The organism is Odoribacter sp. Z80 (assembly GCF_009935865.1).
GTDB lineage: Bacteria > Bacteroidota > Bacteroidia > Bacteroidales > Marinifilaceae > Odoribacter.
In genome coordinates this window covers 88,439-103,373 of the sequence record NZ_QWEL01000006.1, presented here as the reverse complement: position 1 = coordinate 103,373, position 14,935 = coordinate 88,439, and the positions used below count along the sequence as shown (strand labels likewise).

Sequence of the window (14,935 nt, the reverse complement as noted above, 5' to 3'; positions counted from 1 at the left end):
TCTTAATATTACTTTCTTTCTTCCTGCAACCTCAACACAAAAGCAGTCCGTGCCGGAATATAAAGGCTCAGCAAATGACGTCCTTCCCGGTAAAGCGTAAAATGCTCCTGTTGCTCATCAATCCGGCCGAAACCGTTAAACCTGACATTATCGGTGTCCAGTACCGCCACATATTTACCCGGAGCAGCATCAAACATATAATCCGAATAAGAATGTACAGGACTGAAATTAAAAACAAACGTATATTCCCCCCGACGAAATACCAGAATCTGCCGTTCATTATCCCTTACAAGCGGTTCCGGCAGAGATTCGAAAAAGTTCACCCGCTTCACGATTCCGAGCATAGCTGCATCAAAAGCATTTAAAAAACGGAACCGCAGATTACTATCATCTGCCAGGCTCCATTGACGGCGGGCATGCTCATAACTCCAGTGGTTACCCTCGCGGGGAAAATCTATCCACTCAGGATGCCCGAATTCATTTCCCATAAAATTAAGGTATCCATCTCCTGCCGTAGCAATAGTCAGCAAACGGATCATTTTATGCAAAGCGATCCCCCTGTCTATTACCACATTACGGTCAAAGACACTCATCCCCGTATAAATTTCCTTGTCCACCAAGCGGAAAAAGATAGTCTTATCCCCCACCATAGCCTGGTCATGACTCTCTGCATAGCTGATGGTATGTTCCTCCACCCGTTTATTGGTCAGTTCATAAAACATATCCCCGACATGCCACTCCTCGTCCTTTTTCTCCTTAATCAACTTAATCCAATAATCCGGTACCCCCATACTCATCCGAAAATCAAATCCGATGCCCCCTTCTTCCGCAGACATAGCCAATCCGGGCATCCCGCTCATATCTTCCGCAATGGTTATTGCAGCAGGATTCACCTCATGAATCACTTTATTGGCCAACGTCAGATAAGTAATGGCATCTTCATCCTGGTCTCCGTCATAATAAAATTTATACTCCGTAAAATCACGGCCCAAACCGTGATCCCAGTACAACATACTGGTAATCCCGTCAAAGCGGAAGCCGTCAAAATGAAATTCGTCAGCCCAATACTTACAATTAGACAACAAGAAACCAAGCACTTCATCCTTGCCATAATCAAAACAACGGGAATTCCACAATTGATGTTCTCCCTTTTCACCTTTATAAAAATACTGGTTATAATCACCGGCCAGACAACTAAGTCCTTCCAGCTCATTTCGCACAGCATGAGAATGTACAAGGTCCATAATCACCCCGATTCCATACGCATGCGCTTCATCCACCAGACACTTTAAATCATCCGGTGTACCGAAACGTGAACTCACAGCATAAAAATTTGACACCTGATAGCCGAAAGACCCGTAATACGGATGTTCCTGAATACCCATCAACTGAATCATATTATATCCCAACCCGGCAATCCTTGGCAAAACGTAAGCCCGAAATTCATTAAAAGTAGAAACCCGGCGATTTTCCATACTCATACCGACATGAGCTTCATAAATCAGAGGATGGGAACAACGCTTCAAAGACTTATGCTTCCAGCAATAAGGCTGTTCCGGTGCCCATACCTGGGTCGTAAAGATTTTGGAAATATCATCCTGCACAACCCGATCGGCATAAGCAGGAATACGCTCGCCACAACCACCTTCCCACTCTATCCATAATTTATAATTCATCCCGTGCCACATTTCGTCTCCAGGTATTTTCACTTCCCACACCCCTTGCCCAATCGGAGATAACCTGAAATTTTCCCTCTTTTGCCACTCATTAGACTCCCCAATCAGATAAATAGCCACCGCATTGGGAGCCCATTCGCGGAATACCCAATTCCCGTCTTCCGTCCGGTGTAAACCAAAATACAAATGATTATTAAAAACATCCGACAACCTTTGCTGACGCCCAGTAAACTCCAGTTCCTTCAACAGACTTTTTTCATGCCGCCGGCGTATAACAGGTAAGAAAGGCTCCAACCAGGAATCATTGACGGTTATATTAAATTTCATCTTACAATCTCTTTAAGCATTAAACAGACGCTTTATCCTGATTTCTTTCCTAGCCGGGCAAATGTATACACCACTCACATTTCTTAAGTAATCCAAGAACCTCTTTTAAATTCCTCGTTATCTCTTCTCAGGATTCACCGAACGTTTTACGTATCTGCAAAAGAGAAAGTTGCAGGAATTCAGGGAAAAAACAAAGCTTTCTCTTCGAAACCTAATCCTCTTCTGAAACGGAATATAAAACCGTTACAGTGTTACTCAGCATTCGAAAGGTAGACAGAATATTAACAATTTACAAACTTTTAACTAAAAATATTTGCATATTAAATAATTGTTATCCGGAAGTAGCAAAACTGTTAAATTATTGCTACACATTCATGATAAAACCAGCTCAATTTTAAAAATCTCAGACATCAAATTCTTTTTTGATGAAAGCTGCCACTGGTTCGTCTGTTCAAATGCATTCCTCTTGTGCCGATGCAATCTTTCAATGTTATACTGCCGAAAACCATCCCGGACACAACAGAAAAATAATCACGCGTTGAGTGTAAAGGATGCATATAAATACCTTCTTTTTTCCTATTTTTGCACCATAGGATGAATTCCTGCCCAAAAGAAACAAAAGCCATGCAAATAGAAAACCTGCTCCTGAATACGGCATATTATGCCCCTATTGCCTATTTTTCTGCCATAGCACACGCCAAAACGATCTTCATTGAGCAATTTGAAAATTTCGGGAAGCAAAGTTATCGCAATCGCTGCGAAATCATGACGGCAAACGGGGTTATCCCTTTGACGGTTCCCGTACACAAAGCAAACAGTAAAACCCTGCTGAAAGACCTGAAGATCGTATACGTTACTCCCTGGCAAAAAATGCACTTACGGGGCATTATCTCCGCCTATAAAAATTCCCCTTACTTTGAATACTATATTGACGACCTGATTCCGTTTTTTGAAAAAAAAGAAACCTGGCTACTGGATTTAAACCAGGCCATTCTGGAAAAACTACTTGGCTTTCTGAAACTGGATAGCACTGTACGCCTGACAGAAGACTATATCCGGGAAGGCAATCCCCTTTACACCGATTTCCGCAACGCCATCCATCCCAAAGCAGCCCGGCGACACACGGAAATAGAATTCGTCTTCTCACCTTATCGCCAGACTTTCAGCGACCGTTTTCCCTTCACCTCGAACCTCAGCATATTAGACCTGCTGTTTTGCTGCGGCCCCGAATCACGAGAAAAACTTCTTACTCCTCAACCAAAATACGTTTGATAACCTTAAGATTATGGGTATAACGCTTTAAATCTTCATTAAAAATACCCTGATGATCAATTTTATCCACCCTGACTTTACCGGAAGCATGGATAATGCGATTCTGCTCCCAAATAATTCCGACATGAGTCACCGCACCGGCATCATCTCCAAAAAAGGCAAGGTCGCCCGGCATAGCCTCTTCCACAAAGGAAAGGTCCTGTCCTATCCCCACCTGCTGCGAGGCATCCCGAGGCAAAGCCACTCCAACCATCCGATAAACCATTTGGGCAAGTCCCGAGCAATCAATCCCGTAAGGAGAACGCCCCCCCCATAAATAAGGGGTATTGTAATACATCAGGGCATATCCGATGAGCAAATCCCTCAGGCTATCGATACTCACGTCTTTCATTTTACTGACTAACGTATACGTATCCTCCCCCAGTCGCATTTTCTTGGTAGACGCATCAAAAAAAGGGAAAGCACTTCCGGACACCAGCAATTTATTCCCATAATCACCGTCTTTCGTAACAATATTAAAGATTTCAGCAGCCAGCACAGGCTCTTCTTCCTGATACTTTACAGCATATTCCTCCGAGACAGGCAAATGCATTTTCCGGTCAATCCAACCCTCATAACCGTCATGTACCAAACGGACAAACATCCATTTTTCCGTTATTTCCAGAACCTCATACAACTCACCGAAAAGAATCTGAGAAACCATCTCACTTCTTTCGGATTGTTCACTCCTCATCGGAATAATACTCAAATCTGCAATACCGAACCCCATAGACCGGACTTTATTATATTAAAAACAACACCAACAATTGTGCCGTCAAAACCCTCAGAAACATGGTTAACGGGTACACGGTCGCATACCCCACTGAAGGCAGGTCATTCCCCGCAACCCCGTTAGAATAGGCCAAGGCAGGAGGATCAGTCGTACTCCCGGCAATCAGACCCATCAAAGTAAAATAATTCAGTTTATAAATTCCCCGGGCAATACATCCTACAATAATCAAGGGCAAAAAAGTAATAATAAACCCATACCCAATCCAGGCGTAACCACCATTAACCACCGTCTCCACAAACCCGCTACCGGCATCCAGCCCAACGCAAGCCAAAAAAAGCGCAATGCCGACTTCCCTCAACATCAGGTTAGCACTCATGGTCGTATAAGTCACCAATTTATAGTGAGGGCCGAAACGGCTGATCAGAATGGCCACAATCAACGGCCCTCCCGCCAATCCTAATTTCACAGGTTGCGGAATTCCCGGAAAAGCAAAAGGAATACTCCCCAGCAAAATCCCCAAAGCTATCCCCAGAAATATCGGTGTCAGATTAGGTTCCCGCAAACGACGCAAGGTATTTCCCAATACTTTTTCAACATTCCCTACACTCTTTTCCGTTCCGACCACCGTCACCCGGTCTCCGAACTGCAATTCCAACCCCGGACTGGCCACCAAATCTACCCCAGAACGGTTTACCCGGGTAACATTCACTCCGAATCCTCCCCTTAAATGCAATTCTCCCAAGGCTTTACCATTGATTTCAGGCCGGGTAATTACAATACGCCGGGGCACCAAATTTGCATCCATCTGCACCCAATCGGCCCGGTGCATGTCTATTTTTTCCCCGATAAAAGCAATAATCGGATTCAGGTCTTGCTGGGCAGCTATCACAAACAAGCGGTCTCCTTCCTCCAAATGCGTACGGGAATGGGCAATCTCCATCTCCTCGTTCTGATGCAAAACCCGCGATATGACAAATTTTTTATCAATCAGGTGGGCTATTTCCTCCACTTCTTTTCCAAACAAAGCCGGATTCTTCACCACTAACGACACGTGAGTAGCACTAGCCACTTTTTCTTCCGTCTGATTCTGCATCAATTCATTTTCTTTCGCACAATTGATACGGAAAATATAACGGATTAAAATGATAGCCAGTATAATCCCCACAACTCCCAACGGATAAGCAACAGCATATCCCATGGCAATAGCAGAGCCCTCATTTCCCGTAACGTCGTAATAAGCCTGCTGGGCCGCACCCAGTCCCGGCGTATTGGTAACAGCTCCGGATAAAATACCTACCATGGTAGTAACGGGTAAACCCGTTACCTTATAAAGGACGCACGTAACAACCACACCCAACAAAACAATCAGCACAGCCAACACATTCAAGGTAACCCCTCCCTTTTTAAAAGAAGAAAAGAATCCCGGTCCCACCTGCAACCCCACTGAATACACAAACAGAATCAACCCGAACTCCTTCAGAAAATGCAAGGCAGTAGCGTCCATCCTCATATTAAAATGACTAAAAAGAATCCCCACAAAAAGAATCCATGTTATGCCCAGGGAAATACCGGCAATTTTAATTTTTCCCAGAAAAATACCGATGAAAATCACTACGGCAACCAACAAGATTGAATGTCCGATTCCGGACCCAAAAAATAATTCAGACAGCCATTCCATAATCTTTGAATAATCCTTACAAATAAAGGTGCAAATTTACAAATTCTGACAGGAGTATAAAATTTTAAACGGATTAAATGTTACCATATTTAATCGACAAAATTTTGTAAAGTTGAAATATATTTGTTAAAATTGGACAAAGAGAGGAACAGTAAATGTTTACCTAAACCTACATCCTGATGATAAAAAAATACCGGCTGCTTTTTCCATTACTATACTGTTTGACGGTAAACGCACAACGTCCTCCTGAAACTTACAACATCGGCTCAAGGTTCAATGCCAGCTGCCAGCAGGAGTTTCAGGAAAAGGTCTATCTGCATACAGACAAATCTCATTACATATCGGGAGAACACATCCGCTTCCGTGCCTTCCGCACAGAAGCCGCTTCACATCTCCCGACCCTGTACAGCCGTTTTATCTACGTTGAACTATACAATCCGAAAGAAGAACTCGTCGGACAGCTCAAAGTAATGGAAAAAGAAGGGGTATTCCACGGAACTCTGCCTCTTGACAAATATCTGCCTTCCGGTACCTATAAACTAAGGGCTTTCACATACTGGATGCAAAATTTCGACGAACAATTCTACTTCCATAAGAATATCGAAATAGAAAACACGCAATGGCCCGACCTGCAAAGACAAACACAATGGGAGGAGACAGAAAGCAGAGATAAAATACTGTATTTCAGATTTATAACTAAACAAAACACATATTTTCCGGGCACATTTCTCGATTGCAGAATGTATAAAGGCCAAAAAGAAATCCAGAAAGACATTGTCAGAACCAATTCAAACGGCTGGGGCAAATTTACCCTAAGAAAAAAAGATAGTATCACTACCTTGAAAATACAGTTTTTAAATAAAAAACCTGTGGAGTATCAGACTTTTTCCCGTGTTCCACAGTTAACTGATACCGTAGATGCCGACGTGCAGTTCTTCCCGGAAGGAGGGTACCTCCTGGCCGGTATCCGCTCGCAAATCAATCTGAAAGCAGTAGGAACAGACGGATTCGGAATAGACATATATGGATGCATTTATGGCAAAACTACGGGTATGGTCACCCCCTTCGCCTCATCACACCGGGGAATGGGAAGGTTTACATTCGAAGTTAAGGAAGGAGAAGAATATTACGCTATGGTAAAAATGCCGGACGGAACCGAAAAAAAGTGGAACTACCGCAAGTAAAAACAACAGGCATCATCCTTCATGCCGAAGTTTCGGATTCTGTCATCAGGTATTCCTGTCCGGCTACTCCGGAATTTCACGCTGAAAAAAAACTATATGTACTCGTTCATTGTCGTGGAAAATTAATTGCAATCAACCGGGCCGGGCCTTTCTGGAACGGCATCTTGCCTGTTAAAGAATTGCCACCAGGTATCGTGCAGGGAGTACTTATTGATGAAGACGGAAAAATCTATAGCTCAAGAATGTCTTTCATTTTTCCTGAAGAAAAACAAAACCTCACCATACAAACCGGCAAACAGAAACACCACAAAAGAGATTGTGTACTCCTATCCGTCTCATTCATAGGAAAAGATACACTAAGTTGCTCGGTGGCAGTAACCGATTCCCTTCTGGCTCCCGAAAAAAGGTGGGATAAAAACATTGTAAACTATTTCCTGTTATCCTCCGATCTGAAAGGGCAGGTGGAAACACCAGGCTGGTATTTCGACAGGACAATTCCATTCCCATACAGAAAAAGAATGATGGACATCATGCTGGCAACCCAGGGATGGCAAAGATTTGATGTAGAAAAAGCAACTCAGGGTATAGGAAAACCCATGCCTTTTTTTCTCGAACTATCCCAGGCTATTTCGGGAGTAATCCGGAATTACTGGGGAAAAAAGGCAAAAAATCCCAAATTATTTGCCATCGCACCACAATTAAACCTGCTGAAACAGGTAGAAGTAGACAGTAACAGCAGATTCCTGCTGAATGTACAATTCCCCGAAAAAACAACATTCATATTCCAGGCATTGACCGCAAAAAACTCGAAATGGGTGGAACTATTCATAGACAATGATTCCCTGAGGCCACCTCAAAATCCCCTGTTTCCAGAAAAAATAATACTGACAGATACCTCACAAGAAAAAAAATCTTTCCCGACCGAACAGGAATTCTCAAAAGTACCAACTACAGGAGTTTATTACAATGAAGGCCGGAAAATATATATGCTCAGAGAAGCAGAAGTGGTCCGACGAAATGACTCGACATATTTGGGAAACTTTGAGCACATTGCCGAACAAATTCTCGAAGCCCGGGATATCCGGGAAGAAAACATCCATTCATTAGAGGAATGGATCAGGAAAATTCCCGGAGCATGGATAAAAAAAGATTCAGCAGCAAGACACCGCATCCTCTACACACGTTTACAAAAAAATACCAGCCTCTGTTTTTGTAAATGATTTGGACATCACAAAAGTATTTGCCGGAGAAGATATCCCCAATTTATTAAATACCATTCCGATAGAAAATATCGAACGGATAGGATACGTAAAAGACAGGTTGCAGGCCACTACGTTAGACATTTACATTTATCTCAAGCCAGGTTGCAGTTTTTACCCCGGTAGCTGCCGGCTGGATTTTATACAATGTACCCCTCTGGGCTATCACACGCCCGTTGAATTTTATCATCCCAGGTATGAAATTGCAGAGAAACGGGACAATCCCGAACGGGATGAACGCTCTACACTCTATTGGAATCCGGCTGTCCGACTTATACCCGGAGACCGGGAAAAAGAATTATATTTCTACACATCCGATACCGGAGGGCCTTACCGCATTGTCATCGAAGGGATGACTAACCGGGGAGAAGTAGTACGAAAAGTGAAAATAATCAGGTGAAAAAATGATACGGCTTGATTTTCACTTTTAATTCATATCTTTGGCTGTCATTTATAGCTTAATCTTTCAATTATGATACGAGGTTTTGGCAGCGATAATTTCTCCGGGGTACTGCCGGAAGTATTCAAGGCTTTGGAAGAAGCCGCCTACGGACATCAACACTCCTATGGAGAAGATATTTATTCTGAAAAGGCAGAATCCCGATTCAGGGAAATTTTTGGAGGAGATATCGAAGTATTCTTTGTTTATAACGGAACAGGAGCCAACATACTGAGTCTCTCTGCCTTTACCCATTCCTATGAAGCCATTATTTGTGCGGAAACAGCTCATATCAATGTCGACGAATGCGGGGCCATTGAAAAACAAAACGGTTGTAAATTATTAACAGTCCCCACATTCAACGGAAAATTAACTACCGGTTTAATCACCAATCACCTGCACGATTTCGGTAATCAGCACCATGTACAACCCAAAATCATATCTTTAACCCAATGTACAGAATTGGGTACTGTGTATACTTGTGAAGAGCTGAAAGAAATCTGCGATTACGCCCATGCTCACGGTTTATATGTCCACATGGACGGAGCCCGCCTCTCCAATGCCATAGCCCATTTGGGTTGCAATCCGCAGGACATCACCCGGAATGCAGGAATTGACGTACTGAGTTTCGGGGGTACCAAAAACGGAATGATGTTCGGAGAAGCCGTTATCTTCTTTAATACCTCGGTAGCCAAAGAAGTAAAATACCTGCGGAAACAATACATGCAACTGCATTCCAAAACCCGTTTTATAGCGGCTCAATTCTTAGCCATTCTGAAAGACGGACTATGGCTTAAATCAGCTGCCCATGCCAATCGCATGGCCCGGATGCTGGCTAACGAAGCAGCCAAAATTCCCGGTATACGTATCACCCAGGAAGTAGAAGGCAACGAAATATTTGCCATCATCCCCCGTGAAAAAATCAAAGCCTTGCAAAAAGAGTGCTTCTTTTATGTATGGGATGAGAACGCATCGGAAGTTCGCTGGGTATGCTCATTCGATACCACCGAAAACGACATCATAGAATTTGTAAACCTGCTCAGAAAGGAAATCTGCTGATATGCATGAAATAATTCCGACGGAAGACGGCAGTTCCACCCTGTATGTTCCTCAATTGGACGAACATTATCATTCCGTTCACGGAGCCATTCAGGAATCCCGGCATATCTTTTTGCATGCGGGAATGGAATATTTTCTGGAAACCTTTCCGGAAAGGGTAACTTCCTCCTCTCCCCTGCACATTCTGGAAGCCGGGTTCGGCACCGGATTAAATGCCTATCTCACTCTCATCCGGGCCGGCGAACTGCAATGCCCCGTATGCTACCACACCATTGAAAAATATCCCTTAACCACAGAAGAAATCAGCCGGCTCAACTATCCGGAAAATATCGGTTTTCCCCATAGCGGGTTATTTTACCAATTGCACGATTGTCCTTGGGAAAAAGAACAGCAAATCACCTCCGATTTCCGCTTTTGCAAACACCGGCAGGATTTCCGGGAGATTCACTTCCCCGAACAGTTCCATCTTGTCTATTTCGATGCTTTCAACCCGGACGTACAACCTCATTTATGGACGACCGAAGTTTTTACCCGATTTTACCGGGCCATGCTTCCGGAAAGCCTGTTAGTGACTTATTGCGTCAAAGGCATAGTAAAACAAGCCTTGCGAACAGTCGGGTTTACACTCAAACGCCTCCCCGGTCCACCGGGTAAACGGGAAATGCTAAGGGCGAAAAAAACTTTACCAATCACACATCCTACGCCATGACATCCGAAGAACTCAAACAACTGTTAGACGAAAAATATACCGAGTACTGCCGTTCGGATTTTTTTATCGGAACAGACCCCATACAAATCCCAAAAATGTTTGAAGACAAGGAAGACATTGAAATATCCGGTTTCCTGGCAGCTTCCCTGGCTTGGGGACAGCGCCCTACAATCATAAAAAAATGCAGGGAACTGATGCAACTGATGGAATACACCCCCTATGACTTTATCCTGCACGCTTCAGACTCCGATTTTCACCGCTTCCACCAATTCAAACACCGTACATTCAACGGTTACGATTGCTGCTATTTCATACAATCCTTAGCAGAAATCTACCGCAGACAAGGGGGCTTGGAAAAGGTTTTCACCACAGCCTGGCAAGAACACCAAGACATGTTTGAAGTACTCCGGTGCTGGTACACCGCTTTCACCATCCTCCCGGCAGAACCGCGAGTGCTGCGTCATATCGCCTGCGTTGAAAAAGGTTCGGCCTGTAAAAGAATAAACATGTTTCTGAGATGGATGGTCCGGAAAGACCAAAGCGGAATAGACTTCGGATTGTGGAAAGGCATACCGGCATCGGCTTTACTCATTCCATTGGATTTGCACACCGGGAACATCAGCCGCCAGCTGGGACTACTCACCCGCAAACAAAATGATGCACGTGCCGTCAAAGAGCTAACCGGCCGTCTCCGCACATTCGACCCGGACGATCCCATCCGATACGACTTTGCCCTCTTCGGATTAGGAGCCTTCAATAACACAAACAAATAAAAAGCCTGCCCCACGCAAGGACAGGCTTTCAGTCAATTACTTACCGGTCAGACTATCCAGTAAAGGAATAATTTCCTCCGAAGAAGGACGGGGGGCATAAGCGTTTATAATCTTCTGCTCCTGGTCAATCAAAATAAAACGGGGGATATAATACAACTGCCATCCCTCCACCAGATTCAGATCCACGGAATTATACTGAGGCAGAACGGCGGGCTTACGAGCCAGATAATTTTTCCAGCTCCCCGGATGTTCATCCCGGGAAATCTGCAGAAACAAGATTTCCGGATATTTCTTGCTCAATGCGGTAAAAGCCGGAGACTCCTGAATACAAGGCCCGCACCAGGTAGCCCACAAATCAAGATAAAGCACCTTCCCTTTAAAGTCACTAAGTTTCTTCTGGTTTCCGGCAATATCCACCATCACAAAATCCGGAGCCGGACGACCGGGCAATAAACGGGCTGCCTGTTCCAATTTATTGTCTATCTCCCGGGCTAACTCCCTTTCTTGCATAGTTGCCGTATAAGCCTGAATTTCTTCTACTAATTCAAGGGTCAAATTATGTCGTAAGGCAGCCACTTTTTCATAACCCACAAACAACTCCCGACCCAACGGACTCAATGTATAATCTTCAAAATAACGACAATACCCCGGCTCTTCACGATAAAACAGAATATTCCTTACCACAGCAACATCCAGGTAACGGTCATCACTCAAATACCCAACCTTCTCCTTCACCTCAGCCAATGCCTCCCCGATGTTAGCCTGTTCTGCAATATCTATCTCATCCCTGCTTTTACCCTCATACTCCGGGGCATAAGAGGCGTAATACAAATAACTGTTAATCACATCAGCGTAAATACGTGCTTTTTCCAAAGCCTTAAATTCTGCCGAAACACCCTGCAACTCCTCCAACTGCCTTTCACGTAAACCGGCCAGACTGTCTATCACCCGGCGGGTCTGCCGGAAATCCGTTTTTACATTAGCCCCTCCCTCCAGAAAAGAACCTCCTTTGGGAAACAAACGTTCTTTCAGGTAAATATTAGCTTCCGCCCCCCGTCCCCGAAACTCTGCTTCCAGATTATTCTGGGTAACCTTCACTTCCAATTCATCCCCCGGTGACAAGTAAAGCGTATTCCGGCAAATGGAATAATAAACCGGTTTCTCCCACGATAAAACAGTATCAAAACGTCCGGCCTGGTCCGTATGCAGAATAATATCCCTGCTGTCTCCCAACAAAGAAGCCGCACCGTCATAACGCATCAGAACATCCTGACGCCCCATATCCTGCAACTGTCCGTATAAATGAACAGTAGACGCTGATTTGGGAGAACAAGCTCCCAAAATCAGCATCAATCCAATATAAATTCCGATATTATTCATCCTGCGATTCATAATATGCATCATTCTTTTTCTGATAAAGATTACCGGCAGCCTGAATGTCCCATCCCTCTTCATTAAAGAATTTTATCAAGGCATTGTATTTATCCTGATAAGTCTTTCCGCCATCCAGATACCAAGCCTTAATATTATCATAGGAAGTAGTCAGCACAGTCGTCAACCATTGGGCAAAGTCTACCTCAAAAGAAACACTGCCCGAAAAACTGATGTGTCCGCCGGCATCACAAATAGCCTGCTTCGTAGCCTGTACCTTTTCCCAATCATCGTCCTTCTCATATTCAGCCCACATCTGATCACGGGCAGCTCCACCGTCATAAGCCTTTCCGGCATTGGCAAAATCAGCCACCGGCTCAGCCATCCGCGAGGTAATCATACTTGCCACCTCACTCCATACCTGCCAGGTCATTCCGTCATCCTCATAATAATAATTAGCCGGATCATTCACCTCTATTCCGTACAGGTAAGGCCAGGTTATCAACAAACGGCTTCGCCCGATAGGAGCCAGTTCCTTGGGCCATCCGGCAACATATTTATTGACAAAGAAAAACTCCAACGGAAAGTATTTCTTGGCAAATCCCGGATCGACATGGCTCATCAAAGTGCTTATATAAGTCAAAGCATTCTGGCGGTCTTCATCTAAAATTTTCACTACAGTACACCAGTTCACTTCAGCCCCCAAAATACCATTGGTCACCTCCACCTGATCGGTAAAATCCATTCTCACCCACACCCCATATTTCTGGTACAATTCTTTCACAATCGGATCGGCATTCTCATCCGGACCGAAAATAGTAGTAAATCCTAAATTTTCGGAAGCTACCGGATCGTTTTCATTATCACATCCGCACACCAACAAAGCCAGTACGGACAATATCAGATAAATATTTATAAATTTCATATTAGCTGTTTTTTTGAATTATTATCTGGGATTTACAGGCATATTCGGACTGTTTTTCTGTTCCGATTCCGGAATTTGAAGAACATACTTCAAATCATTCCGCTTCAATGTATATTCCGTTCCGTTTTGATACACATGACTGATTTCGGGTTTTCCCTGACGCCGCAGGTCAAACCAGCGCATTCCGCCTTCAAAAGCCAGTTCAATACGGCGTTCCGTCCAAATCCGGTTCAGAATGGAAGTGGCCCCGTCAAAATCAGATACAACAAAATCCGTATAATCGGCAATCCGTTTTCCCAACAAAGTATTCAGGTCCTTCAAACCATTCTCCAGGTCATCAGCTCCCTGATTACGACGCACATATGCCTCAGCCCGGATCAGGTAGGCCTCACTCAGTTTCAAGCCGATGTAATAGAATTTTCCCCCCTGATAACCGTACATGTGATATGTTGTCGGACCAGCTTCTTTGCCCGCATTGGTAGAAAGGTCACTGAAAGACTCATAAATATACCTCCGGTAATCATGCCGCCCGTCCTGTCCGCATAACGTCAGCAGTTCCTCCACCGGCTTAAACACCTGTGTACTGTAGTAAAATATATTACCGTTACCTATTCCTCCGGTAAAAAACAATACTTCCTTATCATAGCCCGCATCCAGCAAACCATAAGTCAAACCGAATAACCGCGATTTTCCTTCCTCGTCAATCCGGGCCTGCAAACCGTTCATATCGAACAAAGACTTTATACCGATTACCTTCGAAGCCGCTGCAATGGCCGCATCCCAATTTTCCATGAACAGATATACTCTTGCCTTCAGCAACTCCAGAGAAGTATTATCAAAACGAAACTTGCTCTTAGGGGTTTTACCGGCCAGATACTTTGTCGCTTCATTCAAATCCTTTACGATTTGTTCCCACACTTTCCCAATCGGTTCACGAACATTGTCATGCGTATTTTTATGCACATCCTCTGCTGTTAAAGGCATAGGCACCCCCGGTTTATCCAGGTTATCCTTACCATAAACATCAGCATACAAATTCACCAAATAGAAATAACTGTATGCCCGCAAAGCATAAGCCTCACCTTTTACTGTTTCAAACAGCTCTTTCTCCGATTCCGAAGGAACACGCTGCTCAAATTCATCCAATATCGTATTGGCATAATAAACAGAACTGTACAACTGTCCCCAATAAGCATCGTTTTCCTCATCCGGAAGTTGATGGGTTGAAGCCCATACATACCAAGGTTCCTGATTTTTGGGAGCATCATAAGTACAATACAGGTTTGCATACACATTATCCGTCATCAACTCCGTTTTCATAAAAAACTCCGTTTTCGGATATCCGCCAACCAACACCGCCTCATAATCCTCCACAGACACCGGAATCATACTATTCACCGGCTTAATATCCAACAGATGATTACAGCCGCTAAACGATAAAGTACCCAAACAGAGTAAACTAACATATAATATTCTTTTCATAAAGCTTCA

General features: G+C 44.0%; 13 protein-coding genes. 7 read left to right on the top strand and 6 right to left on the bottom strand.

What is annotated here, in order from left to right; translation table 11 throughout:
* Positions 1-8 precede the first annotated feature (8 nt).
* Entirely contained in the window at positions 9-2,003 is a 1,995-nt protein-coding gene (locus tag D1136_RS07285; protein ID WP_161876968.1) for an alpha-amylase family glycosyl hydrolase, read from the bottom strand.
* 624 nt (positions 2,004-2,627) lie between these two features.
* Between D1136_RS07285 and D1136_RS07280 the strand changes: the two genes are divergently transcribed.
* Positions 2,628-3,275 (top strand): WbqC family protein, encoded by a 648-nt coding sequence (locus D1136_RS07280; protein WP_202623092.1) that lies wholly within the window; start codon positions 2,628-2,630, stop codon positions 3,273-3,275.
* Here D1136_RS07280 and D1136_RS07275 read toward each other — a convergent pair.
* Both D1136_RS07275 and D1136_RS07270 read right to left on the bottom strand, forming a co-directional pair.
* A complete protein-coding gene (locus tag D1136_RS07275) occupies positions 3,250-4,044 on the bottom strand; it encodes a C40 family peptidase (protein ID WP_161876967.1) in 795 nt (264 codons plus the stop codon). The two genes, D1136_RS07280 and D1136_RS07275, sit on opposite strands and share 26 nt — an antisense overlap.
* 13 nt (positions 4,045-4,057) lie before the next feature.
* Positions 4,058-5,725: a putative transporter gene (locus D1136_RS07270; RefSeq protein ID WP_161876966.1), complete on the bottom strand. Its 1,668-nt coding sequence runs from the start codon at positions 5,723-5,725 to the stop codon at positions 4,058-4,060.
* Positions 5,726-5,904: 179 nt separating this feature from the next.
* Between D1136_RS07270 and D1136_RS07265 the strand changes: the two genes are divergently transcribed.
* The 6 genes from D1136_RS07265 (at position 5,905) to D1136_RS07240 (ending at position 11,148) form a co-directional block, all read left to right on the top strand.
* On the top strand, positions 5,905-6,909 hold the full coding sequence (locus tag D1136_RS07265) for a hypothetical protein (RefSeq protein ID WP_161876965.1): 1,005 nt from the start codon (positions 5,905-5,907) through the stop codon (positions 6,907-6,909).
* Positions 6,891-8,129 (top strand): hypothetical protein, encoded by a 1,239-nt coding sequence (locus D1136_RS07260; RefSeq protein ID WP_161876964.1) that lies wholly within the window; start codon positions 6,891-6,893, stop codon positions 8,127-8,129. Before D1136_RS07265 ends, D1136_RS07260 begins: the two co-directional genes overlap by 19 nt.
* Before the next feature lies 1 nt (position 8,130).
* A complete protein-coding gene (locus D1136_RS07255) occupies positions 8,131-8,568 on the top strand; it encodes a hypothetical protein (protein ID WP_161876963.1) in 438 nt (145 codons plus the stop codon).
* 72 nt (positions 8,569-8,640) lie between these two features.
* The gene (locus D1136_RS07250; protein WP_161876962.1) at positions 8,641-9,666 is read left to right on the top strand and encodes a low specificity L-threonine aldolase; all 1,026 of its coding nucleotides are present in this window, start codon (positions 8,641-8,643) and stop codon (positions 9,664-9,666) included.
* 1 nt (position 9,667) lies between these two features.
* Positions 9,668-10,375: a tRNA (5-methylaminomethyl-2-thiouridine)(34)-methyltransferase MnmD gene (mnmD, locus tag D1136_RS07245; RefSeq protein WP_161876961.1), complete on the top strand. Its 708-nt coding sequence runs from the start codon at positions 9,668-9,670 to the stop codon at positions 10,373-10,375.
* A complete protein-coding gene (locus D1136_RS07240; RefSeq protein ID WP_161876960.1) occupies positions 10,372-11,148 on the top strand; it encodes a TIGR02757 family protein in 777 nt (258 codons plus the stop codon). The genes mnmD and D1136_RS07240 overlap by 4 nt, the downstream gene beginning before the upstream one ends.
* A 36-nt stretch (positions 11,149-11,184) precedes the next feature.
* On the opposite strand, the gene D1136_RS07235 is transcribed toward D1136_RS07240, so the two are convergent.
* Genes D1136_RS07235 through D1136_RS07225 form a run of 3 tightly spaced genes read right to left on the bottom strand, consistent with a single transcriptional unit; the run spans position 11,185 to position 14,926 of the window.
* The gene (locus D1136_RS07235; protein ID WP_237567014.1) at positions 11,185-12,552 is read right to left on the bottom strand and encodes a TlpA disulfide reductase family protein; all 1,368 of its coding nucleotides are present in this window, start codon (positions 12,550-12,552) and stop codon (positions 11,185-11,187) included.
* A complete protein-coding gene (locus tag D1136_RS07230; RefSeq protein ID WP_161876959.1) occupies positions 12,521-13,444 on the bottom strand; it encodes a hypothetical protein in 924 nt (307 codons plus the stop codon). Before D1136_RS07230 ends, D1136_RS07235 begins: the two co-directional genes overlap by 32 nt.
* Positions 13,445-13,465: 21 nt before the next feature.
* Positions 13,466-14,926, bottom strand: coding sequence for a RagB/SusD family nutrient uptake outer membrane protein (locus tag D1136_RS07225; RefSeq protein ID WP_161876958.1), 1,461 nt, complete (start codon positions 14,924-14,926; stop codon positions 13,466-13,468).
* Positions 14,927-14,935: the final 9 nt, after the last annotated feature.

Bases quoted from the DNA above. Each gene is read 5' to 3' on its own strand.
- D1136_RS07285 (WP_161876968.1), bottom strand. From the start codon at position 2,003: ATGAAATTTAATATAACCGTCAATGATTCCTGGTTGGAGCCTTTCTTA.
- D1136_RS07280 (WP_202623092.1), top strand. From the start codon at position 2,628: ATGCAAATAGAAAACCTGCTCCTGAATACGGCATATTATGCCCCTATT.
- D1136_RS07275 (WP_161876967.1), bottom strand. From the start codon at position 4,044: ATGGGGTTCGGTATTGCAGATTTGAGTATTATTCCGATGAGGAGTGAA.
- D1136_RS07270 (WP_161876966.1), bottom strand. From the start codon at position 5,725: ATGGAATGGCTGTCTGAATTATTTTTTGGGTCCGGAATCGGACATTCA.
- D1136_RS07265 (WP_161876965.1), top strand. From the start codon at position 5,905: ATGATAAAAAAATACCGGCTGCTTTTTCCATTACTATACTGTTTGACG.
- D1136_RS07250 (WP_161876962.1), top strand. From the start codon at position 8,641: ATGATACGAGGTTTTGGCAGCGATAATTTCTCCGGGGTACTGCCGGAA.
- mnmD (WP_161876961.1), top strand. From the start codon at position 9,668: ATGCATGAAATAATTCCGACGGAAGACGGCAGTTCCACCCTGTATGTT.
- D1136_RS07240 (WP_161876960.1), top strand. From the start codon at position 10,372: ATGACATCCGAAGAACTCAAACAACTGTTAGACGAAAAATATACCGAG.
- D1136_RS07235 (WP_237567014.1), bottom strand. From the start codon at position 12,552: ATGATGCATATTATGAATCGCAGGATGAATAATATCGGAATTTATATT.
- D1136_RS07230 (WP_161876959.1), bottom strand. From the start codon at position 13,444: ATGAAATTTATAAATATTTATCTGATATTGTCCGTACTGGCTTTGTTG.
- D1136_RS07225 (WP_161876958.1), bottom strand. From the start codon at position 14,926: ATGAAAAGAATATTATATGTTAGTTTACTCTGTTTGGGTACTTTATCG.